We start from the raw sequence: 19211 nt of genomic DNA, 5'->3' as shown, positions 1-19211 counted from the left end.
GCGGAGTGAGGGATCCTCATGACCGAGCGGAGCGAGGTGCCGGCGCCGGACGCGGAGCCGGAACCGGAGGTACTGCCGACGGTCCGGATCCGCCCCTATCTCCAGGCCGCGCTTGCCGAGGAGGAGGCCGAGCCGGAGGCGGACACCGGGGAACTGCCGGTCGTGCAGCCGGTGCCGACCGGCCTGCGCCCCTTCGTGTTGACCTCCGGGCGGGTCTCCGGGGCCGACCCGGCGATCGGGCTGGAGACGCAGGTGACCGCCAGGATCGACGACACCTCCTGGACCAGCCCGCCGGTCAACCGGCTCTCCTCGGAACTCCAGGACATCGTCGCGCTGTGCGTCGAGCCGATGTCCGTGGCGGAGATCTCCGCCCGGCTCCGGATGCATCTCGGCGTCACCAAGATCCTGGTCGGTGACCTGCGGGCCGCCGGCCACCTCGACGTACACGTCTGTCCCGTCGAGGATGCCCACGACCCCGACCTCATTATGCGAGTGATCGATGGACTTCGTGCGATCTCCTGACTGGTCCGCCTCGCCGCCGGCCGGCCCCCTGGCGAACAGCGCACCTGGCCGGTACGGCAGCGCGGCCGGTGTCGGCACCGGTCGCGGGTTGCCCGCCGGGTACGCCCCACCGGCCCGCCACGTGCCACCCCGGCACGCCCGGGAGGCCGGCGCCGACCCGGCCGGGGCGCACCGGTCCGACCAGCGGCGCGGCAGTGCGCCACCGATCCCGGTCAAGATCTTGATCGCCGGCGGTTTCGGGGTCGGCAAGACCACCACCGTCGGCGCCATCTCGGAGATCGCGCCGTTGACCACCGAGGCGGAGATGACCACCGCCGGGATCGGGGTCGACGACCCAGGAATCCGCTCCGAGAAGACCACCACGACGGTGGCGATGGACTTCGGCTGCGTCACCATCGACCGCAGCCTCAAGCTCTACCTCTTCGGCACCCCGGGACAGTCCCGGTTCGGGTTCATGTGGGACGACCTGGCCCGGGGCGCGCTCGGGGCGCTGGTGGTGGTGGACTCCTCGCGGCTCGACGACTGTTATCCCGCCATCGACTACTTCGAGCGGGCCCGTCTACCCTTCGTCGTCGCGGTCAACGCGTTCGACGGTCAGATCGCACACGACCTGACGGCGATCCGCTGGGCGCTGGCGATCGGGGAACACGTCCCACTGGTCCAGTTCGACGCACGAGATCGACTTTCGGTACGCGACGCCTTACTGATCGTGCTGGATCGGGCCCTGGATCGAGCGATCCGGGAGCGGGAGACTTAGCCCGCGACGGTCCGGCCGCGACGGGTCGGCGGTTGGCCGGGAAGGGTGACACGATGAGGGGCGAACTGGACGACGCACTGGCACGGATGGAGCGCCGGGAGGCGCTGCAACGACGACGGGCCCAGGAGGCGGCTGCCCGCGCCGGATCACCTGTGGACGAGGTGACCGAGGCGGTCCAGCGGGTGGTCGCACAGCACCCGAACGTGGCGGTCACGATGTGGGTCGCCGACGGGCCGAAGATCTCGGCCATGCACGTGGCCTGGTCGGATGGTCAGGTCACCGTGCGGCCCGCCGCCGAGCCGGCGCTGCCGGTCGCCGGGCAGCCACCGCACTCCTGGCCGATGTCTGTCCGGACGGTGCCGAGCTGGGCCGCGCCGGAGGATCCACCGGCCCCGGACGCCGCCGCCCGGCTCGCCGACCTGATCCGGCGGGACCCGTCCCTGCTCGGCCCCGACGACTGAGTCGCGGAGCCGGGCGACGGCCGGGCGCACCCGGCAACGGCTGCCGTCCGGGTCGGGCGGTCGGCCGCCGGTCAACGGCTCCCGGTGGTGCTCGACGCCGGCAGTACGGCGACGACCTCGACGCGCTCGGGCACCTTGTAACCGGCCAGTCGTTCGCGCAGCCGGGCCCGTACCCGATCGGGAAGACCGGCGTCGGGCTCCGGTACGCGTGGCACGATGTACGCGGTGACCCGCTGCCCGCGGCGCGGATCGGGCTCGCCGATTACCCTGGCGTCGGCCACCTCCGGCAGCTCGCGCAGCGCCTGTTCCACCTCCGCCGGATACACGTGGTAGCCATTGTTGATCATGCCGTCCAACCGGCCCAGGTGGTGCAGGTGGCCCAGTTCGTCGCGGCGTACCACGTCACCAAGTGAGCACCAGCCGTCCTGGTCGGTGTACTCGTCGACAGCCATCGGGGTCCGGACGCAGAGTTCACCGGTATCGGCCCGGATCCGGGTCGCCACCTCGTCGACCGGTCGACCACAACTGGTGGCCAGGGCGTCGTCACCGGCCAGGATGCGGGCGTGCGCTCCGGTGTCCAGTACGCTGATCGGCCAGCCGCCCTCCATCCGGCCGTACACCTGCACCAGCACCGGGCCGAAGGCACGTAACGCCGTACGCAGCTGCGGCAGTGGCAGCGGGGCGCCACCGTAGACGATCCGCCGCAGCCTCGTACGCCGGCCGTGTGCGGCGGTCACCGCCCGGCCGCGCTCGGCGGTCAGCGACCTGTCGTGTGCGGCTTCCGCCAGCGGGGGCAGCATGCCGGAGACCAGCATCGTGCTGGTCACGCCGAACCGGTCCACCGCGTCGAGCACCGCCGCCGGGTCGAACCGGGCGAGCACCACCTGCGGCAACCCGAGGAGCAGGAACGGGAAGGTGCCGAGCATGCCCGTGCCGTGCATGAGCTGCTGCACGGTGAGGTAGCAGTCGTCCGGGCCGACCGGCGGCCCGTACCGCCCGGTGCGGTAGAGGGCCACGTTGACCCGCATCGTCTCGGCCCAGTTGCCGTACGAGACCGGCACCGCCAGCAGCTCGCCGCCGTGCACCATCCGGGGATAGAGCAGGAGGGTCCGCCGGGGGTCGACCCGGCGGGCCGGCCAGCGCGCCGGGCCGGTGAGCGGCTCTGCGTCGTCGTGCGTCACCCCGTCCGGCAGCAGATCCGCGTGTTCCGCGTCGGCCAGCACCAGGTCCACTCCGGCGGCCTCGAAGACGGCCTGGGCCTCGGTCGCCGCCGCGCCCGGGTCGACCGGAACGCGGGTACCACCGAGCCACTCCACGGCCAGGAACGCCTCGACGGCGGCCAGGCTGTTGCGGTACCAGAGACCGATCCGGCGGCCGGCCAGGCCGCGGACCTCCAGCGCACCGGCCAGCCGGTCCACCCGGTCGACCAGCTCCACACCGCTGCGGCGCCGGCCGTGCGCGTCGAGCAGCACCGGCCGGTCCCCGGCGGCCAGCAGGGCGCTCCGCTGGGCACCCCCGGCGACGATCCGCGCCCCCGCGCCGCCGGACCGGACCGGTGCCGGGCCGGCCGGACCAGCCGCCCCGGTCACGCTCCGACCGCCTCGAGCTGCTCCCGGAGTACGTCCCGGCGCACCTTGGCCCCGCCGAGGACCGTGGGCAGCTCGGCCAGCACCACGACGCGGTGGGGCTGCTCGTGTGGCCGGAGACCGGGCCGGGCCGCCGCCGCGATCTCCGCCACGAGTTCGGGGGTGTCCACCCGGTCCGCCTTGAGCTGCACGGCGGCCACCACCTGCCGGCCGTGCACCCCGTCGATCCCCACCACACCGCAGGTGGCGACGGCCGGATGGCGCAGCACCGCCTCCTCGACCAGGTGCGGATAGACCACGCCGTCGGCCGTGACGATCGTGTCCTTGGCCCGGTCGACGTAGTACAGGAACCCGTCGTCGTCGAGGTATCCGAGGTCGAGCGGGCGGAACCAGCCACCCGGGAAGAACGCCTCGGCGGTACGGCCGGGAAGCGCCCAGTACCCGCTGGCGGACATCGGGCTGCGGACCGTGATCTCGCCCACCTCACCGGGAGCGACCCGCTCGCCGCGTTCGTTGCGGATCGCCACCTCCAGGAACGGGCTCGCCGGCCGGCCCACGCTGCTGAGCAGCCCGGGGTGCCCGTGCACCGCCTCGTGCGCCAGCAGCCGGGTGGTGACCGCACCCTGTTCGGTGGACCCGAACCCGTGGCACCAGATGGGTCCCAGCAGCTCGGTGGTACGGCGCAGCAGTTCCGGGGTGGCGAAGAAGATGATCAGCCGCCGCAGCCGGTGCGAGATACCACCCCGCGCCTCGATCACGTCCAGCACCGGGGTCAGCATCGGCGCCGGCAACAGCACCCCGGTCACCCCCTCGGCGACGATCGTCTCCACCACGAGGTCGGGATCGAAGGTCTCGTCGTCCAGCAGGACGGTGCGCGCCCCGCGCAGCAGGTACGGGTAGAGGGTCTGCGCGCCGCTGGCCCACTGCAACGCGTGCACGTGCAGGTTCACGTCGTTCGGGCCAACCGCCGGCAGGCCGGGCGCGAAGGTGTCCAGGTGGTGGAGGTTCTGCTGGACCCAGCCGCGCCACGACCGGTGGCTGAACGTCCACGGCTTGGGTGCGCCGGTGGTCCCGGTGGTGGGCTGGACGCAGACCGGGCTCTCCTCCGCGACGTCGATGTCCGGGGCGTGCGCCGAACCCGAGGCCAGGACCGCGTCGAACGGCACCGCCCAGCCTGGTGCGCCGGCGCCGATGGCGACGAACTGGCGCACCGTGGCCAACCGGGACCGGTACTCCTCGACCTGGGCGGTGAACCGGGTGTCGAACACCACCGCCGCCGCCTCGGTGTGGTCGAGCAGTTCCGCGTGCCGGGCCATCTCGAAGTGGCTGTGCAGCACCACCCGGACGAACCCGTGCGCCTCCAGGCCCAGCCAGGCCTGCACCACCTCGGCACGGTTGTGCGACAGTACGGCCACCCGGTCGCCGGGCCGCAACCCGAGCGTACGGAGCCCGTCGCCGAACCGGTTGCCGGTGGCGACCAGCTCGGTGAACGACTGGGAGCCGGCCCCCGTGGTCAACGCGGTCCGCTCCCCGAATCGGCCAGCCGAGTACGTGCTCAGCCCGCCTGCCACCACGTCCATGACTACCTCCTCGATCAGCGGCCGGGACCCCGGCTCGTCGCAGACGGTAGGGGCCGGGATCGTGCCGGAACACCGCCCCGACGACGGCTGTACGGGCGGGGTCAACAGTCGTACGCTGCGAATCAACCCGGCCGAGATCGAGTTCCGGCAGCTCTCGTGCGAGGTGGGTGATGACCACCGTCCTGTCGACCAACCACGTAGCGCCGCGCGACCGTGTCGCGTACTGGCGCGAGGTCATCTGTCGCACCTTCGTCCGGCTCGACGTCGACACCGGGGGCGGGCCGTTCGCCGGCCAGGTCACCAGCGTCCCGATCGGTGCCGTCCGGTTCTCCCGGATCGACGCCAACTCGATGACGGTGCACCGGCGGCAGCCGCACATCGCCACGGCGGACGAGGACGAGCTGCTGCTCGCGGTCCACCTGGCCGGCGAGGCGATCGGTGCGCAGGACGGCCGGCAGGTCCACCTGCGCCCCGGCGACCTCGCCCTGTTCGACGCCAGCCGCCCCTACACGGTCGACTTCACCGGCCACGCGGCGTTCCACCACCTGGTGGTGCAGGCGCCCGGGACCCTGCTGCGCTCCCGGGTGAGCGGGTTGGAGTCGCTCACCGCGGTACCGATCCGGCGTGCCGAGCCGCTCGGCGGCCTGGTCTCGGCCTTCCTGGCCAGCCTCGCCCAGCGGGCCGGCTCGGTGGACCCCGCGCTGCACGAGTCCCTGGCCGGGCACGCCCTGGACCTGATGGCCGTCGCGTTGGCCAGCCACGCCGGACTGCCGGTGGCCGCCGACTCGGTACGGGCCGCCCACCGGCGGCGGGCGTACGCCTTCATCGACCAGCATCTCGGCGACGTCGGACTGGGGCCGGCGACGATCGCGGCCGGGTTGCACGTATCCGAGCGCTACCTGCACAAGCTGTTCGAGTCGGAGCCGCTGTCGGTGGTGCGCACCGTCTGGTCCCGGCGACTCGACAGGTGCCACCGGGATCTCGCGGACCCCTCGCTCGCGGGCAGGTCGATAAACGACATCGCCCGCGGCTGGGGATTCCGCGATCCCGCGCACTTCAGCCGGGCCTTCCGGGCCCGGTACGGGCACAGCCCCAGCGAACACCGCCAGGCGTGCTCTGCGACCTGGCCGACGCACCGGCACCGGTCAGGACCACCGGCCGGTACTCTCGGCCGGTGACGGGTCGGGATCTCACGCTCACCGCCAGCCTGCGTCCGGCCGCGCTGGACGCCCGCCGGGGCATCGTCCGGCTGCACCCGGAGGTACTCACCGCGCTGGGTCTGCACCCCGGTGCTCCGGTACGCCTCACCGGGCGCCGCAGCACCGCCGGGATCGTGGCCCGGGCGGAGCCGTCGGCGAGCCGCGCCCTGCTCTACGCCGACGACCTGATCCTCGGCAACCTCGGGGTACGCGACGGCAGCCAGGTCACCGTCGCACCGATCCCGGTGGTGGCGGCCCGCCGGGTGGTGCTGACCGGCCCGCCGGAGATCGTCGCCGTGGTCTCGCCGGAGATGCTCCGCCTCGCGCTGCTCGGCAAGATGGTGACCAAGGGTGACGACGTCTCCCTGCTCCCCCAGGACGTACTCCCCGACGCGGCGGTGCGGACCCTGGTCGAGGCGGCCCGGCGCAGCCTGGCGAACACCGTCGGCTACGCCTGGACCAGCACCCTGTTGACGGTGACGTCGGCGGAGTCGGCGAACGGCTCGACCGGGCCGTTCGACACCGCTGGCGGGGCCGATCCGAGGGTGGTGACCGATCCGGCACCGGTGACCGATTCGGTGCTGGTGACCATGGACAGTGTGGTCGGCTGGCAGGACGGCCACGCCACGCACGGCACGACCACGGCCGAGCCGAGGGTGGTCACCGGCCGGCCGACCCCGCAGGCGGCGACCGGGCCACTGCCGGAGGCGGCGCCCGGCCTGGACGAGCTGCCCGGGTTGCGTACCCAGGCCGAGGAGTTGACCGAGCTGCTGGACCTCGGCTTCCATCACCGTGAGGTGCTGGGCCGGCTGGGTACGACGGTCTCGCTCGGCGTACTCCTGACCGGCCCGGCCGGGTCCGGCAAGTCGGCGCTGGTCCGGGCGGTCTCCCGGTCGGTGGGGGCCCGGTTCGCCGCGATCTGGGCGCCGGAGGTCGCCGCGCTGACAAACGACGCCGCCGCCCGGCGGCTGCGCGAGGCCGCCGCCTCGGTCCGGGACGCGCCGCCCGCGGTGCTGCTGGTCGCCGACGTCGAGGCGCTGGCACCCCGCGACACGCCCGGTCCGGTGGGTACGGTCTTCCGGCAGTTGCTCGCCGAGACGGTACGCGCCGGTGCCGCCGTGGTCTGCACGACCAGCCGGCCCGAGTCGGTGGACCCGGCCCTGCGCGCGCCGGACCTGCTCTCGCTGGAGATCGCGATCCCGCTGCCGGACGCCGCGCTGCGCCGGGAACAGTTGACGGTGCTGACCCGGGGGATGCCGCTGGCCGAGGACGTCCGGCTGGACGAGGTAGCCGCCCGTACGCCCGGATTCGTCGCCGCCGACCTGGCCGCGTTGACCCGGGAGGCCGGGGTACGCGCCGCGCTGCGGCAGAAGGAGGCGACCGCCCCGACGGTGGCGATGGCGGACTTCTCGGCGGCGCTGGAGGTGGTCCGGCCGACCTCGATGGCCGAGTCGTCGGTGCTGGAATTGGCCGACGTGACCCTGGACGACGTCGGGGACATGGCCGAGGTCAAGGAGGTGTTGACCGAGTCGGTGCTCTGGCCGCTGAACTATCCGGACACCTTCGCCCGGCTCGGCGTGCAGCCGCCACGCGGGGTGCTCCTCTACGGCCCGCCGGGCTGCGGCAAGACGTTCCTGGTCACCGCGCTGGCGGGTACCGGTCGGGCGAACGTGCTGTCGGTGAAGGGCGCGGAGCTGCTCTCGAAGTGGGTGGGCGAGAGCGAGCGGGCAGTCCGGGAGCTGTTCCGCCGGGCCCGGGACGCGGCCCCGACGCTGGTCTTCCTCGACGAGGTCGACGCGCTGGCCCCGACCCGTGGCCAGGCCACCGACGGCGGCACCACCGACCGGGTGGTGGCGGCGCTGCTGACCGAGCTGGACGGGGTGGAGGCGCTGCGCAACGTGGTGGTGATCGGCGCGACGAACCGGCCAGATCTGGTGGATCCGGCGCTGCTGCGACCGGGCCGGTTGGAGCGGCTGGTCTACGTGCCGCCGCCGGACGCCGCCGCCCGGGCCGAGATCCTGAAGGCGGCGGCCCGGTCGGTGCCGCTGGCCGAGGAGGTGGAGCTGGCGGAGCTGGCCGAGGAGTTGGACGGCTTCTCCGCGGCGGACTGTGCGGCGCTGGTCCGGGAGGCGGCGTTGGCGGCGATGCGGGAGTCGTTGGAAGCGAGCACGGTGCACGCCGGGCATGTGGCGGCGGCCCGGGCGCGGGTCCGGCCGTCACTGGATCCGGGCCAGGTCGCCTGGCTGGCCGCGTACGCCGCGCAGCGGTGAGCCGGGTGCCGGTCCGGTTCCGGCCAGCGCGGCCAGCGGGTCAGACCTGGCCGGTGGCTCAGACCCGGCCCGTGGCTCGGACCTGGCTGGTGGCTCGGACCCGGCTGGTGGCTCGGACCTGGCCGTGGCTCAGGCTTGGCCGGTGGCCAGGGCCAGCGCGGCCGGATTCTGGTATTCCCGCCACTGCGCCACCCGACCGTCCCGGACCCGGAGCACCGCGATGAACGGGGCGGCGGCGGAGACACCGGTGGTGGTCACGGTCGCGGCAAGCTCGTACTCGACGACGATCACCTCCGGGTCGGTGGTCTCGTGGATCACCACGTTGCGACAGTCGTCGATCCGCAGCGGCAAGCCGGCCCGACCGGCGGCGGCGAATTCGAGGAACTCCCGCCGCCCCTCGATCCGGTTGGGCCGGCCAGGTGCGGCGAAGGGCATCTCCACCACGACGTCCTCGGCCAGTTGTTCCTCGGTGAAGCCGGTCGTGTTGGCCAGGAAGTTGGCGCGGATCCGGGCGAAGGCTTGGCTGGGCGTGCTCATCGGGACATCCCCTCCGAAATAAAGTGAGTGATGACTCGACTTAGAAACATAGTGAGCCTGGACTCACTTTGCAAGGAGGAAAGATCCGCATGACGCCCCGGACAGCCGAACCCGGCCGGCCGCTGCGCGCCGACGCCCAGCGCAACCGCGCCCGGATCCTGGCGGCCGCCGAGGAGGTGTTCGCCGAGTACGGCGTCGCGGCGTCCACCGAGGAGGTCGCCGCCCGCGCCGGGGTCGCCATCGGTACCGTCTTCCGGCACTTCCCGACCAAGAACGACCTGCTCGCCGCGATCATGAAGGGCGTACTCGCCGGGTTGGTCGACGAGGCCGCGACGCTGGGCGCCGACGACAGCTCCGGTACCGGGCTGTTCACCTTCTTCGCCCGTACCGTCGAGCAGGCCGCCACCAAGAAGGCCGTGGCCGACCTGCTCGCCAGCGGCGGTGTCGAGATTCCACTCCCCGAGGTGCTCGAGGTGCTCGGCGAGGCGGTGCACGGCCTGCTGCGCCAGGCCAGGGCCGCCGGCACGGTCGACCGGCAGGTGCAGCTCCCCGAGGTGATGGCGCTGCTCGCGGCGCTGACCCAGGGCGCCCTGCACGGCAACTGGGACGCCGGGCTGCGGCAGCGCACCCTGGCGGTCGTCTTCGCCGGCCTGCGCCCGGCCGCAGCGGACTGACCCGGCACCCTGCGCACCCCGGCCGGACGGGTACCCCGGTGCCCCGGCCAGAGCCGGTGACCGGCCGGACAAGGTGCCCCGGCGGCCCGGCGAGGCCCGGCGGCCGGCCTTCCTGGGTTGGCGCCCCGGACGCCTTGCCGGAGGCGTCCGGGGCCGTCTGTGAGGGCCGCGCGGGTCTGCTCAGCCCCTGCTGTCCACTCCGCCGATCGGTCCGTTGAGGACCGGGCCGTCCCCGGTGATGTGCGCGGCGCCGTGCCGGCCGTTGACCGGCGCCGCCGGAGCATCCCGGCCCGGTGCGGTGGTCGCGGTGCCTGGTTCGCCGTCCGGCCCCGAACCGGCGCGCGGCACCATCCTGCCCAGTTCGTCGACCAGCCGCTGGAGGTCGACCAGCAGGTCGCGGGTGCGCACCGGCAGGAACTGGCGACGGGCCAATCGAGCGATGTCGGGCGGCAACTCCTCCTCGGTCGGCATCCGTCCCCCGTCGAGCAGTACGCCGATGACGCGGATGTCCCGCTCGAACGCCCGGCGGATCTCCCGGCGTACGTAGTCCTTCGGATGGTCTATGCGGCGGTTTCCGGAGTCGTCGGTCAGGGTGAGCCATCGGGGACCGATAAGTGCGAGCAACACCGCACTGCGCTTGAGGTGGTACGAGATCTCGGGCGGGAATTCGAGACCTGATTCGAGGGTACGGGCATCCCGAAAAACGCGGTCGTCCCCAAATTCCCTGCGCAGCCTCTCGTCGATCACAGATGCGGCGAACGTTTCGTCACCGGTTCGATAGTTGATGAAGATCCCGGTCATCGGGTCGCCTTCCGGCAGAAGCGGTCGGGCACGTCGCGTCTATTATCGACGGATGCCACGCGAACTGTGCGTCGCCATACAATTGGCGGACCGACGCCGTCCGCCGCGAATCAGACTGGCAGCGCGGCATGCGAGTGGCAATATCCTGCGCTCACCCTTGCGGGCGGACAACGGCAAACGAGCGGAAGCCGATGTGACCGGGACGGCCCGGCCGCAGACCGGTCGGCAGCGATCACCAACTCCGGCGTATTACAGCCAGTGGCCCGAAGGTGGCTGAGTGTCGCTGCGAAGGGCGTCCAGCAACAGCGGCATGGCCTCCACGATCGACCTTCGGTACGCCATCGCCGCAACGTTCGGCGGAGGTACCGCAGGTCGTGCCGGACAGTCGTGGAGTCGACAGTCGACGTCCTCGGGTCACCAGACGCCTACCGCGTCCTCCCCGACGCCGAGCCGGATCTCGGCCCGTACCGCGCCGTCGTCCTGCCCCAGCACCGCGCCGCACCGCCGCAGCAGGTGCAACGCCGCCAGGTTGTCCGCCCGGGTCTCGGCCACCACCCGCCGGGCACCGGCCTCGATCGCCTCGGCGAGCAGCAGCCGCAGCGCGATCAGCCCGATCCCCTGCCCCCGGCTGGACTTGCCGAGCCACATCCCGGTCTCCAGGGTGCCCGGTTCGGCGTGCCGGGCCAGCCGAGCCATCCCGACCACGTCACCGTCCTGGACGATCGCGTACATCAGGTTGCCGGTCGGACCGTCCAGGCCGCCGAAACTCGCCCGGTGAAACTCCCGGAACGCGTCGCGCCGGACCTGCGACCAGCCGGCGGGCGCTTCGACCGGCGGCATCACCTCGTCCGGCTCCGTCTCGGCGACCGCCACCGACAGCAGCGGTTCGAGGTTCTGCTCGTCTACCGGCGTCAGCCGTATCTCACGGGTCACGATTCCGATGCTTCTCGCCGGGTCGCCGCCGCGTCCACTGGTTTAGCCAGACCCGCTCCATTCGGGCCACCCCGACCCGACCGGGCGACCCCCTCACCGACTGGCTGGTCGTTCCGTGCACGACGCCAGCCGGCCGATCCATGATATTTCAGACATCAGGGACGAAATCGGAGGGCCGGGCAATCTCCGGTCAGGAGGCGCCGACAACCGCCGCCACCGGCTCCGGCAGCGGGTACGGCCGCTCGGTCGGAAGCAGCCCGGCGGCCACGTCCCGCTCGCCGGCCCGCAGGTGTGCCCGGATCGCCCGCGCGGTCGCGGTGACTTCCCGCAGGCCGACGATCCACTCGTCGACGTACCGGGCGACGGCCGGGCCGCTCAGCCCGACCTGAAGGGACCGGTACGGCAGCGGTGCCAGCTCCAGGGAACGTCGCCGTACCCGAGGCTCGGCGCCACCCGGTTTCACCCCGGCACCCGGTTTCGCCCCGAGCCGGTGCCACACCCGCCCCGGCGCTCAGCCCTCGAACTCGCGGTCCACGAACTCGCAGAGTACGGCGGTCGCGTCGTCGTGCCGCTTGAAGCCGCTGCGGCGCTGGCCGTCCCCGGCCTCGACCAGCCGGACCCGGCGGATCAGCTCGGCCGGCCCGGACTCGCTGAGCAGGTCGAGCAGGCCACGCCAGTCGAAGAGCCCGAACTGCTCGACCGCGACCGAGGCACCGTCGGTGAGCAGCGCGGCCCGGCGTACCCGCTCCGGCCCGTGCAGCGGCAGGCTGCCGGCGACCGCGTGGTACGCCGCGTCCGGGTTGGCGGCGGCCACCCAGTAGCCGTGGGTCTGGTTCATCTGCTCCCGCTGCAACGCCACTGCCCGGCGGAACCGGGTCGCCGGGTCCGGCTCCCCGCCGACCCGGGCCAGTTCCGCCTTCTGCCGCAGGTCGGCCATTGCCGTCCGCAGCCGCTCATCGGAGATCACCTGGACCCGTTCACCGAGGTCGAGCACCAGCGGGCTGTCGCAGAGCACCAGGTAGTCGACGTGATCACCGCCGTACCGCAACAGGCAGACCGTCGCCGACGGGGTGCCGGGATGGTCGAGGTCGCAGATGCCGCCGTGGTCGGCGCGTACCGCCAGGATCGCGGCGGCGAGGTTGCCGGTCAGCGCGGCGGCGGGCCGGTCGGCGGTGGCGAGCCCGAGCCGCGCCGCGAGCCGCCGGACGTACCAGCCCGGTCCGTGTACGCAGCCGGTGTCGAAGCCGTCCGGCACCGTCGCCCCGTCGAGTACCCCGACCAGGTCCCCGTACCGGAAGACGTGGTCCTCGTTCTCCGGTCGCCCCGGTACGGGTGCGGTGGCCGACCGGACCAGCATCATCGGCACGGCTCCGGGTGGTCCCGGCGTGGCGGTGTCATCGGCGGCTCCCGGCGCTCGGAAGGTCTTCTCCCCCTCCTGTCTACCTGCTGTCGAGGGACCGGCTGGGGCACATCCGGGAACCTGCCAACCAGCGACGATTACCGACGGTAGCGTCGGTGGCAAGGGTTTGACCGGGAGGGGGAGCGCGCAATGTTGGAACACCTGCACCGGATGGGCCTGCGGGCCGAACACATGTACATGGCGGGCGCGGCGAGCATCGGGTTGTCGTTCCTGAGCTGGATGCTGTCGAAGCAGATGGAGAACGCCGGGATCGACCGGGCCGACCGCTGGGGCATCTTCATCGGCGAGTGGGCGCCGACCTTCATCGCGCTCGGCAACGGGCTGCGCACGTACGAGAAGTAACCGGATGGGGCGGCTCAGCGGCGGCGGTTGCGGCTGCGGGCCGCGCGCAGCCGCCGGAGCCGGGCGACGAGCATCGGCTCGGCCTCCAGCGCCGCCGGATTGTCCAGCAGCGCGTTGAGGATCTGGTAGTAACGGGTCGCGGAGAGGTCGAACGCGTCCCGGATCGCCTGCTCCTTGGCACCGGCGTGCTTCCACCAGCGCCGTTCGAAGGCCAGGATCTCGCGCTCCCGATCGGATAGTGCCGGGTCGGCCGGCGGCGCCGGGGCGGGAATTCCGGGTACCTCCGGCGACTCGGCACCGGGCGCGGAGCGTGGCTGCGGGACGTGGGCGACCTCGGCGTGCCCGGCCGCGTCGTCCGGCGCATCGTCGGCTGCGTCGTCGGCCGGAGCAGAGGCGTTCCGCATGGCGCTCCTCCGGGGTAGACACGGCACGACCTGGGGCTCACCAGCCTACCGACGCCCAGCCGGGACCGCACCGGTCGGCACGGGCGACAACCGTCACCCCCGGCGTCCCGGTCCGGGCGGGCCGTCGGGGGCGACGCCCCCCGGTCGCCGCCCCCGCCCCCCGTCACCCGCCGCCGGGCCCGGTCAGGTGATGTCCCGCCGCCGCATCGACCAGATCGCCCCGCCGAGCACCACCACCAGCCCGACGGCGAGCAGCACCGACGAGTTCTGCCAGGTGATGTCCTTGGTCAGCGGTTCACACTCGCCGCTGAACGACGCCTGGCAGGCGTCCCAGTTCTGCAGGGTGACCTTCTTGTCCATCCAGGCCAGCAGGTACGTCGGCAGCAGCCAGCTCTCGATGAACCTGACCTGGGCCATCGCGAGGACGATGCCGAGGCCGAACTGCCCGACCACCATCACCCCGAGCACCCCGCCGAGGGCCAGTGCGGTGTGCCGGCCGAGCGAGGCCAGGCCGAAGCCGAGCGCCCCGGCCACCAGGATCAGGGTGAGCCCGCGCAGCCCGGTCAGCCCGAACGACTGCCAGGCCCCAGAGGTCATGCCCGAGGTGCTGCCCCGGAGGCTGCCGGTCGCCCAGAACGCCGCCGTCCAGAGTGCACCGGCGAGCACCGTCACGCCGACCAGTGCGGAGAGCAGCGCGGCCAGCTTGGTGAGGAGTACCCGGATCCGCTGCGGTCGCCAGAGCAGCAGGTTCATCATTCCGCCGGTACTCCACTCGGCACCCACGAACGAGGCACCCCCGACGAACGCCACCAGGGCGAGTACGGCGGTGAACGTGGTGACGGTGGCGGCGAACTCCTTGCGGAACTCGAAGGTGGCCGGCAGGTGCCAGTCGCCCTGGAACGCCTCCCGGGGCGGCGGCTGGATCGCCGAGCAGTCCTCCGGGTAGCCCTCCTTGGCTGCGGAGCCGGCCACCTTCGCCTGCTCGCAGTCTTTCCGGTGCTGCTCGGTCATCGCGACGTTCTGCTGGTAGTCCCGGTCCGCCGCGCGTTCCGCCGCGGCGACCTGGGCCGGGCCGATCTTCTGGTTGGTGAAGAACATCCCGACCGCGACGGCGACCAGCACCAGCAGTCCGGCCAGGGTCAGGTAGCGGACGAACCGCCGCTTGGCGAGCCGGCGCAGTTCAGTGGTGTAGAGGTTCACACTCCCCACCCCCCGTTCGGCTTGGAGTTGGTCCCGGAGGTGCCGTCGACCACCACGGACTGGTCCACCTGGCGGTGCTGGCCCGGCACCGGCGCGGTGGCGGTCAGCTCCAGGAAGACGCTCTCCAGGTCGACGGTGATCGGGGCCAGCTCGCTGACGTAGAGGTTGGCGGCGGCGAGGGTACGGGTGACGGTGGCGGGCTTGTCCACCTCGTACACCAGCAGGTGGTCGTCGTGCGGGGTGACCCGGGCACCGGACCGGCGCAGCAGGTCGACGGCGAGCGGCAGGTCGGTCACCGCCTCCAGCCGGACCCGCAGCCCGCCGCCGGAGTGCTCGGCCAGCACCTCGGCGACCGGGCCGGCGGCGACCCGGCGGCCCAGCGAGATGATGGTGACGGAGTCGCAGATCAGCTGCACCTCGCCGAGGATGTGGCTGGAGACCACCACTGTCATGCCGGAGGCGGCGAGGTCGCGCATCAGGCTGCGCATCTCCCGGATGCCGCCCGGGTCGAGCCCGTTGGCCGGCTCGTCGAGAATCAGCAGCTTCGGGTTCTTGAGCAGGGCGGAGGCGACCGCGAGCCGCTGCTTCATGCCCAGCGAGTAGGTCTTGACCCGGTCCTTGGCCCGCTCCCGCAGCCCGACCAGCTCCAGCACCTCCATCACCCGGGTCTGTGGCACGCCGCCGGCTCCGGCCAGCAGCGAGAGGGTGTCCCGGGCGGAGAAGTGCGGGAAGAACTGCGGGCTCTCGACGATCGCGCCGACCTGGCCGGCGACCGAGGGCAGCGCCGCCGGCACCTCCTGGCCGAGGATCGCCATCCGGCCGCCGTTGGGCCGGATCAGGCCGAGCAGCGTACGCAGCGTGGTGGTCTTGCCCGAGCCGTTGGGGCCGAGGAACCCGTGCACCTGGCCGGCCTCGACCCGCATGTCGAAGCCGTCCAGCGCCTGCCGGGTGCCCCGGCGTCTGCTCCGGTAGGTCTTACGCAGACCTTCGATCTCCAGTACGGCAGCCATCTCGGCCTCTCTGGTCGTGTCGGGCATCCACTCATGCCCGATAACGACCGACACCGTACCATCGCTTTGCACGCTACCGCGCTATACACGCTACTTCGCTGACGAAAGTGCTCCCTCCCGGCGGGCCGCCCGCTCCCGGGCGTCGGCCGAGCGTCCCCACCTGGTCCGCGGCCACGGCTTCGCCACGGACAGGATGGTGGCGCCCCAGAGCGCGACGGTGAACCCGGCCAGGCAGGCTGTCAGGGCCACGCCTGTGGAACCCGGCTCGGCTGCCGGATCGACCGTACGCAGCGCCAGCTCGTCGGCGAGCGCACTCTCCACGGTCCCGGCGAGCAGCGGGATGCTCACCGAGATGGCGAACTTGACAAGCACCCACCAGTGCCGGACCAGTCCCCACTTCGTACCGAGCGAGAGCACCAGGCCGGTGATGATGGCGAGGAACATCGACGGGATCGCCGCCGCCAGGTCGACGACGTGCAACACCTCGTAGGCGCCGTGCCGGAGCGCGTGCGACTCGGCGGCGCTGCCGATGATCGCCAGTACGGTCATGGTGAGCGCCACCCCGAGCCAGCCGACGCTGAAGCCGACGTGCAGGATCAGCCAGATCTTCCGGGCCCGGGGCGACATCCGGGGAAACCTCGGGCGGCTCAGCGCCAGGATCGTCAGCGAGAGCGGGATGCCGAGCAGCGCGATCGTGGCCGGGATACTGAAGACGAACTGCATAAGCGCCATCACCAGGTGCAGCACGATGGTGATCTGGCGACCGCGCTCCGGCCCGCGCAGCGCGGCGACCACCGACAGCAGCATCGCCGCCGGATAGCCGACAAGTGCCGCGGTCCGGAGCACGGTGGCGCTGGAACCGTCGAGCAACAGCCCGACGGTCAGCGCGGCAAACCCGACGAAGACCCAGTGCAGCACGGTGACGAGGGCGGGACCGGACCGGCGGCTGACCGGCCTGACCTCGGGTCGGATATCGAGAGACATACCCTGACGCTAGGTTCGACCGACCCGGACGCCATCGGCCGAGCTGACCCGACCGCTGCGGCGATGGTCGCCCGTTGTCGGTGCCCGGCACTACTAACGGATGAATCCAACGGCCGAGGCGACGCCTCGCCGACCTGCATAGACTTCTCCGGCATGGGTCCCCGCCAGCGCCTTGCCGTGGACCTGCCGCTCGTTGCGGTCTGCGTGCTGGCCGGTGTGTGGGACGGGTTCCAGTCCGGGCTCTTCGAGGGTTCCCCGCTCGTCGGTCATCGCGCCCCGCTGGCCGTCGACGCCGTCCTCGGGGTGCTCACCGGGCTCGCCGTACTGGTCCGACGCGATCGGCCCCTGCTGCTGTACGGCACCGCGCTGCTGTGCTGGGCAGTCGTCGGGGCGTACCCCGGCACGATCATCGCGCAGTACTCCGTCGGCGCCCACCTGCGCTCGGCCCGGCTGCGGATCGCGCTCACCGTCGTGATGGTGGCCGCGGTGGCCCTGCCGATCTGGCGGTCCAACGGCGGCGACGCGGGCGCACCGCTGAGCATCGCCTTCTGCATCCTGCCGGTACTGGTCGGGCTCTACCTGTCGTCCCGCCGGGAGGTGCTGGCCAACCTGGAGGAACGCGCCCGGCGCAACGAGCGCGAGGAGCGGCTCCGGATCGACCAGGCCCGGGCCGAGGAGCGGGCCCAGATCGCCCGGGACATGCACGACGTGGTCACCCACCGGGTGGCGCTGATGGTGCTGCACGCCACCGCGCTGGAGTCGGCGCGGGGGCGGGACGCGGTGGCCATCGCCGGCCGGATCCAGGGCATCGGCCGGGAGGCGCTGACCGAGCTGCGTACCCTGGTCGGCGTGTTGCGGGACGGCGCCGACGCGCCGCTGCGGCCACAGCCCGGCCTCGACGACCTGACCGAGTTGGTGGCCGCGTCCCGGGCGCTCGGGCACGCCGTCGAACTCTCCGTCGAGGCCGGACTCTCCGCCCCGGCCCTGGTGCAGCACGCGGTCTACCGGGTGGTGCAGGAGGCGCTGACCAACATGCACAAGCACGCGTACGACGCCCGTACCACCGTGGCGGTCGGCTCGGACGGGGACGGACTGTGGTTGGTGGTCCGGGACGACGGCGGCGTCAGCGCACCTGCCGTGGCGCCGGGCGGCGGGCACGGCCTGCTCGGCATCGCCGAGCGCGTCCGGCTGGTCGGCGGCACCCTGGGTACCCGTCGACTGGCCGACGGCGGGTTCGAGGTCTCGGCCCGGTTCCCGCTGGTCGACCCGGAACTGGAGGTCCGTTCGTGATCCGGCTGCTGGTCGTGGACGACGAGTGGATGGCCCGGGCGATGCTCCGGACCATCATGGACGCCTACCACGACATCGAGGTGGTCGGCGAGGCCGGCGACGGGGACGAGGCGGTGCGCCAGGCGCGCGACCTGCGCCCCGACGTGGTGCTGATGGACATCCGGATGCCCCGTGCCGACGGGCTCGACGCGACGGCCGCGCTGGCCCGGCTCGCGGCGCCGCCGAAGGTGGTCGTGCTGACCACCTTCGACCTCGACGAGTACGTGGCGACGGCGCTCCGGCACGGGGCGGTCGGCTTCCTGCTCAAGGACGCCACCGCCGACCAGATGGCCGCGGCGGTGCGCAGCGCCGCTGCCGGGGACGCCATGCTGTCGCCGCAGGTCACCCGCAGGTTGCTGCACCGATTCACCGAGCCGGCCGACCCGCGCCGGCACGATGCCCTCCGCCGGCTCGACGTGCTGACCGACAAGGAGCGGGAAGTGCTGGTCGCGCTCGGCGAAGGGCTTACCAACAGCGACATCGGCCGGCGGCTCTATCTCAGCGAGGCCACCGTGAAGAGCCACGTCAGCCGGCTGCTCGCCAAGCTACAGCTCAGCAACCGGGTGCAGGCGGCGATCCTGGCGCACCGGGCAGGCCTGATCCGCTGAAAAGGTCGGCTGAGCAGGTCGGCCGGCCCGGTCCGTCGGATGCTCAGAAGGTGCTGATGTCGAACCGGGTGGCCCGGGCGCTCACCGGCCCCCGGCCGGTCTCGTTGCCGTCGATGTCGAGCCCTCGGTAGCTGCCCTGGCTGGTCAGCGTGTCGCCGCGTACCTCGGCGTGGTGCAGGGCCCGGACCTCGCCGTTGTAACGCAGCGGCATCCCCTTGAGGTCGTCCGGCAGCACCTGCCAGAGGGTGAACGTGACGGTACGCCGTCCGGTGGGCTCCCAGCGCCCGGTGGCGATGTGCATCCCCTGGGCGAAGGAGAGAAAGAAGCCGTCCGGCAGGAAGGTGAAGAGCGCCACCTCCTCCTCGTGCGGCAGCGTGACCACGCCACGCCAGGTGCCGACGACCGGGCTGTCCGGCCTCCGGGGGTCCGGTGGGGCCGCCTGGGCAGCCCCGCCCGTACCCGCCGCCATCCCGCTCGCGGTTACCGCCGCACCGATCGCCACCGCACCGGCACCGGCGGCACGCCGCAGGAACTGCCTCCGCTCGTCGTCGTGTCCGATCATCGGGAACACCTCGCCATCACTTGTCGTCGCTG

The 19211-nt window shown here is 72.5% G+C and carries 21 protein-coding genes; 9 read left to right on the top strand and 12 right to left on the bottom strand.

All coding sequences use genetic code 11. The features are described 5' to 3' along the window. Positions 1-18: 18 nt before the first annotated feature. Genes CLT71_RS25225 through CLT71_RS25215 form a run of 3 tightly spaced genes read left to right on the top strand, consistent with a single transcriptional unit; the run spans position 19 to position 1740 of the window. Positions 19-522 carry a DUF742 domain-containing protein gene (locus CLT71_RS25225; RefSeq protein ID WP_101369296.1) on the top strand — a complete coding sequence of 168 codons (504 nt, stop codon included), beginning with the start codon at positions 19-21 and terminating at the stop codon, positions 520-522. After that, the gene (locus CLT71_RS25220; protein ID WP_199187714.1) at positions 500-1279 is read left to right on the top strand and encodes an ATP/GTP-binding protein; all 780 of its coding nucleotides are present in this window, start codon (positions 500-502) and stop codon (positions 1277-1279) included. Before CLT71_RS25225 ends, CLT71_RS25220 begins: the two co-directional genes overlap by 23 nt. A gap of 53 nt (positions 1280-1332) precedes the next feature. Further along, positions 1333-1740, top strand: a complete 408-nt coding sequence (locus CLT71_RS25215; protein WP_101369295.1) for a hypothetical protein — start codon at positions 1333-1335, stop codon at positions 1738-1740. Positions 1741-1811: 71 nt separating this feature from the next. Here CLT71_RS25215 and CLT71_RS25210 read toward each other — a convergent pair whose 3' ends face one another. Both CLT71_RS25210 and CLT71_RS25205 read right to left on the bottom strand, forming a co-directional pair. After that, on the bottom strand, positions 1812-3329 hold the full coding sequence (locus tag CLT71_RS25210) for an AMP-binding protein (RefSeq protein ID WP_101369294.1): 1518 nt from the start codon (positions 3327-3329) through the stop codon (positions 1812-1814). Beyond that, positions 3326-4906, bottom strand: coding sequence for a class I adenylate-forming enzyme family protein (locus CLT71_RS25205; RefSeq protein WP_101369293.1), 1581 nt, complete (start codon positions 4904-4906; stop codon positions 3326-3328). Before CLT71_RS25205 ends, CLT71_RS25210 begins: the two co-directional genes overlap by 4 nt. Positions 4907-5076: 170 nt before the next feature. Here CLT71_RS25205 and CLT71_RS25200 point away from each other — a divergent pair, with 170 nt between their 5' ends. Beyond that, a complete protein-coding gene (locus tag CLT71_RS25200) occupies positions 5077-6084 on the top strand; it encodes an AraC-like ligand-binding domain-containing protein (RefSeq protein ID WP_101369292.1) in 1008 nt (335 codons plus the stop codon). Beyond that, complete coding sequence (locus tag CLT71_RS25195; protein ID WP_101371759.1) at positions 6081-8375, top strand: AAA family ATPase; 2295 nt, start codon at positions 6081-6083, stop codon at positions 8373-8375. The genes CLT71_RS25200 and CLT71_RS25195 overlap by 4 nt, the downstream gene beginning before the upstream one ends. Positions 8376-8504: 129 nt before the next feature. Here the strand turns inward: CLT71_RS25195 and CLT71_RS25190 are convergent, their stop codons facing one another. Then, positions 8505-8912, bottom strand: coding sequence for a nuclear transport factor 2 family protein (locus CLT71_RS25190; RefSeq protein ID WP_101369291.1), 408 nt, complete (start codon positions 8910-8912; stop codon positions 8505-8507). A gap of 89 nt (positions 8913-9001) precedes the next feature. On the opposite strand from CLT71_RS25190, the gene CLT71_RS25185 reads away from it, so the two are divergent. Beyond that, entirely contained in the window at positions 9002-9586 is a 585-nt protein-coding gene (locus tag CLT71_RS25185; RefSeq protein WP_101369290.1) for a TetR/AcrR family transcriptional regulator, read from the top strand. Positions 9587-9766: 180 nt separating this feature from the next. Here CLT71_RS25185 and CLT71_RS25180 read toward each other — a convergent pair whose 3' ends face one another. The 4 genes from CLT71_RS25180 to CLT71_RS25165 all read right to left on the bottom strand — a co-directional run bounded on the left by CLT71_RS25180 (position 9767) and on the right by CLT71_RS25165 (position 12680). Next, positions 9767-10387, bottom strand: coding sequence for a TIR domain-containing protein (locus CLT71_RS25180; RefSeq protein ID WP_101369289.1), 621 nt, complete (start codon positions 10385-10387; stop codon positions 9767-9769). Between the two features lie 414 nt (positions 10388-10801). Beyond that, on the bottom strand, positions 10802-11320 hold the full coding sequence (locus tag CLT71_RS25175) for a GNAT family N-acetyltransferase (protein ID WP_101369288.1): 519 nt from the start codon (positions 11318-11320) through the stop codon (positions 10802-10804). A gap of 190 nt (positions 11321-11510) precedes the next feature. Beyond that, the gene (locus tag CLT71_RS25170; RefSeq protein WP_486483439.1) at positions 11511-11783 is read right to left on the bottom strand and encodes a DUF4291 family protein; all 273 of its coding nucleotides are present in this window, start codon (positions 11781-11783) and stop codon (positions 11511-11513) included. Between the two features lie 48 nt (positions 11784-11831). Then, positions 11832-12680 carry a hypothetical protein gene (locus CLT71_RS25165; RefSeq protein WP_486483438.1) on the bottom strand — a complete coding sequence of 283 codons (849 nt, stop codon included), beginning with the start codon at positions 12678-12680 and terminating at the stop codon, positions 11832-11834. 189 nt (positions 12681-12869) lie between these two features. On the opposite strand from CLT71_RS25165, the gene CLT71_RS25160 reads away from it, so the two are divergent. Beyond that, on the top strand, positions 12870-13082 hold the full coding sequence (locus CLT71_RS25160) for a hypothetical protein (protein WP_101369286.1): 213 nt from the start codon (positions 12870-12872) through the stop codon (positions 13080-13082). Positions 13083-13096: 14 nt separating this feature from the next. Here CLT71_RS25160 and CLT71_RS25155 read toward each other — a convergent pair whose 3' ends face one another. The 4 genes from CLT71_RS25155 to CLT71_RS25140 all read right to left on the bottom strand — a co-directional run bounded on the left by CLT71_RS25155 (position 13097) and on the right by CLT71_RS25140 (position 16680). Continuing rightward, positions 13097-13486 carry a DUF3263 domain-containing protein gene (locus CLT71_RS25155; RefSeq protein ID WP_101369285.1) on the bottom strand — a complete coding sequence of 130 codons (390 nt, stop codon included), beginning with the start codon at positions 13484-13486 and terminating at the stop codon, positions 13097-13099. Between the two features lie 183 nt (positions 13487-13669). Continuing rightward, the gene (locus CLT71_RS25150; protein WP_101369284.1) at positions 13670-14686 is read right to left on the bottom strand and encodes an ABC transporter permease subunit; all 1017 of its coding nucleotides are present in this window, start codon (positions 14684-14686) and stop codon (positions 13670-13672) included. After that, complete coding sequence (locus CLT71_RS25145; RefSeq protein ID WP_101371757.1) at positions 14683-15696, bottom strand: ATP-binding cassette domain-containing protein; 1014 nt, start codon at positions 15694-15696, stop codon at positions 14683-14685. Before CLT71_RS25145 ends, CLT71_RS25150 begins: the two co-directional genes overlap by 4 nt. Before the next feature lie 90 nt (positions 15697-15786). Further along, complete coding sequence (locus CLT71_RS25140; protein WP_101369283.1) at positions 15787-16680, bottom strand: hypothetical protein; 894 nt, start codon at positions 16678-16680, stop codon at positions 15787-15789. 153 nt (positions 16681-16833) lie between these two features. Between CLT71_RS25140 and CLT71_RS25135 the strand changes: the two genes are divergently transcribed. Together CLT71_RS25135 and CLT71_RS25130 are read left to right on the top strand one after the other, a co-directional pair. After that, positions 16834-17970: a histidine kinase gene (locus CLT71_RS25135; protein WP_158242307.1), complete on the top strand. Its 1137-nt coding sequence runs from the start codon at positions 16834-16836 to the stop codon at positions 17968-17970. After that, a complete protein-coding gene (locus CLT71_RS25130) occupies positions 17967-18617 on the top strand; it encodes a response regulator transcription factor (RefSeq protein WP_101369281.1) in 651 nt (216 codons plus the stop codon). Before CLT71_RS25135 ends, CLT71_RS25130 begins: the two co-directional genes overlap by 4 nt. Before the next feature lie 43 nt (positions 18618-18660). On the opposite strand, the gene CLT71_RS25125 is transcribed toward CLT71_RS25130, so the two are convergent. Continuing rightward, positions 18661-19179: a hypothetical protein gene (locus CLT71_RS25125; RefSeq protein ID WP_158242306.1), complete on the bottom strand. Its 519-nt coding sequence runs from the start codon at positions 19177-19179 to the stop codon at positions 18661-18663. Between the last annotated feature and the right edge of the window lie 32 nt (positions 19180-19211).

This window comes from Plantactinospora sp. CNZ320, from assembly GCF_002846275.1.
This window is presented reverse-complemented; position numbering and strand designations above follow the sequence as displayed.

What these genes read in the sequence shown, in the direction of transcription:
- CLT71_RS25225 (WP_101369296.1), top strand. Translation starts at nt 19, where the DNA reads ATGACCGAGCGGAGCGAGGTGCCGGCGCCGGACGCGGAGCCGGAACCG.
- CLT71_RS25220 (WP_199187714.1), top strand. Translation starts at nt 500, where the DNA reads ATGGACTTCGTGCGATCTCCTGACTGGTCCGCCTCGCCGCCGGCCGGC.
- CLT71_RS25215 (WP_101369295.1), top strand. Translation starts at nt 1,333, where the DNA reads ATGAGGGGCGAACTGGACGACGCACTGGCACGGATGGAGCGCCGGGAG.
- CLT71_RS25205 (WP_101369293.1), bottom strand. Translation starts at nt 4,906, where the DNA reads ATGGACGTGGTGGCAGGCGGGCTGAGCACGTACTCGGCTGGCCGATTC.
- CLT71_RS25200 (WP_101369292.1), top strand. Translation starts at nt 5,077, where the DNA reads ATGACCACCGTCCTGTCGACCAACCACGTAGCGCCGCGCGACCGTGTC.
- CLT71_RS25190 (WP_101369291.1), bottom strand. Translation starts at nt 8,912, where the DNA reads ATGAGCACGCCCAGCCAAGCCTTCGCCCGGATCCGCGCCAACTTCCTG.
- CLT71_RS25185 (WP_101369290.1), top strand. Translation starts at nt 9,002, where the DNA reads ATGACGCCCCGGACAGCCGAACCCGGCCGGCCGCTGCGCGCCGACGCC.
- CLT71_RS25180 (WP_101369289.1), bottom strand. Translation starts at nt 10,387, where the DNA reads ATGACCGGGATCTTCATCAACTATCGAACCGGTGACGAAACGTTCGCC.
- CLT71_RS25165 (WP_486483438.1), bottom strand. Translation starts at nt 12,680, where the DNA reads ATGATGCTGGTCCGGTCGGCCACCGCACCCGTACCGGGGCGACCGGAG.
- CLT71_RS25160 (WP_101369286.1), top strand. Translation starts at nt 12,870, where the DNA reads ATGTTGGAACACCTGCACCGGATGGGCCTGCGGGCCGAACACATGTAC.
- CLT71_RS25155 (WP_101369285.1), bottom strand. Translation starts at nt 13,486, where the DNA reads ATGCGGAACGCCTCTGCTCCGGCCGACGACGCAGCCGACGATGCGCCG.
- CLT71_RS25145 (WP_101371757.1), bottom strand. Translation starts at nt 15,696, where the DNA reads ATGGCTGCCGTACTGGAGATCGAAGGTCTGCGTAAGACCTACCGGAGC.
- CLT71_RS25140 (WP_101369283.1), bottom strand. Translation starts at nt 16,680, where the DNA reads ATGTCTCTCGATATCCGACCCGAGGTCAGGCCGGTCAGCCGCCGGTCC.
- CLT71_RS25135 (WP_158242307.1), top strand. Translation starts at nt 16,834, where the DNA reads ATGGGTCCCCGCCAGCGCCTTGCCGTGGACCTGCCGCTCGTTGCGGTC.
- CLT71_RS25125 (WP_158242306.1), bottom strand. Translation starts at nt 19,179, where the DNA reads ATGATCGGACACGACGACGAGCGGAGGCAGTTCCTGCGGCGTGCCGCC.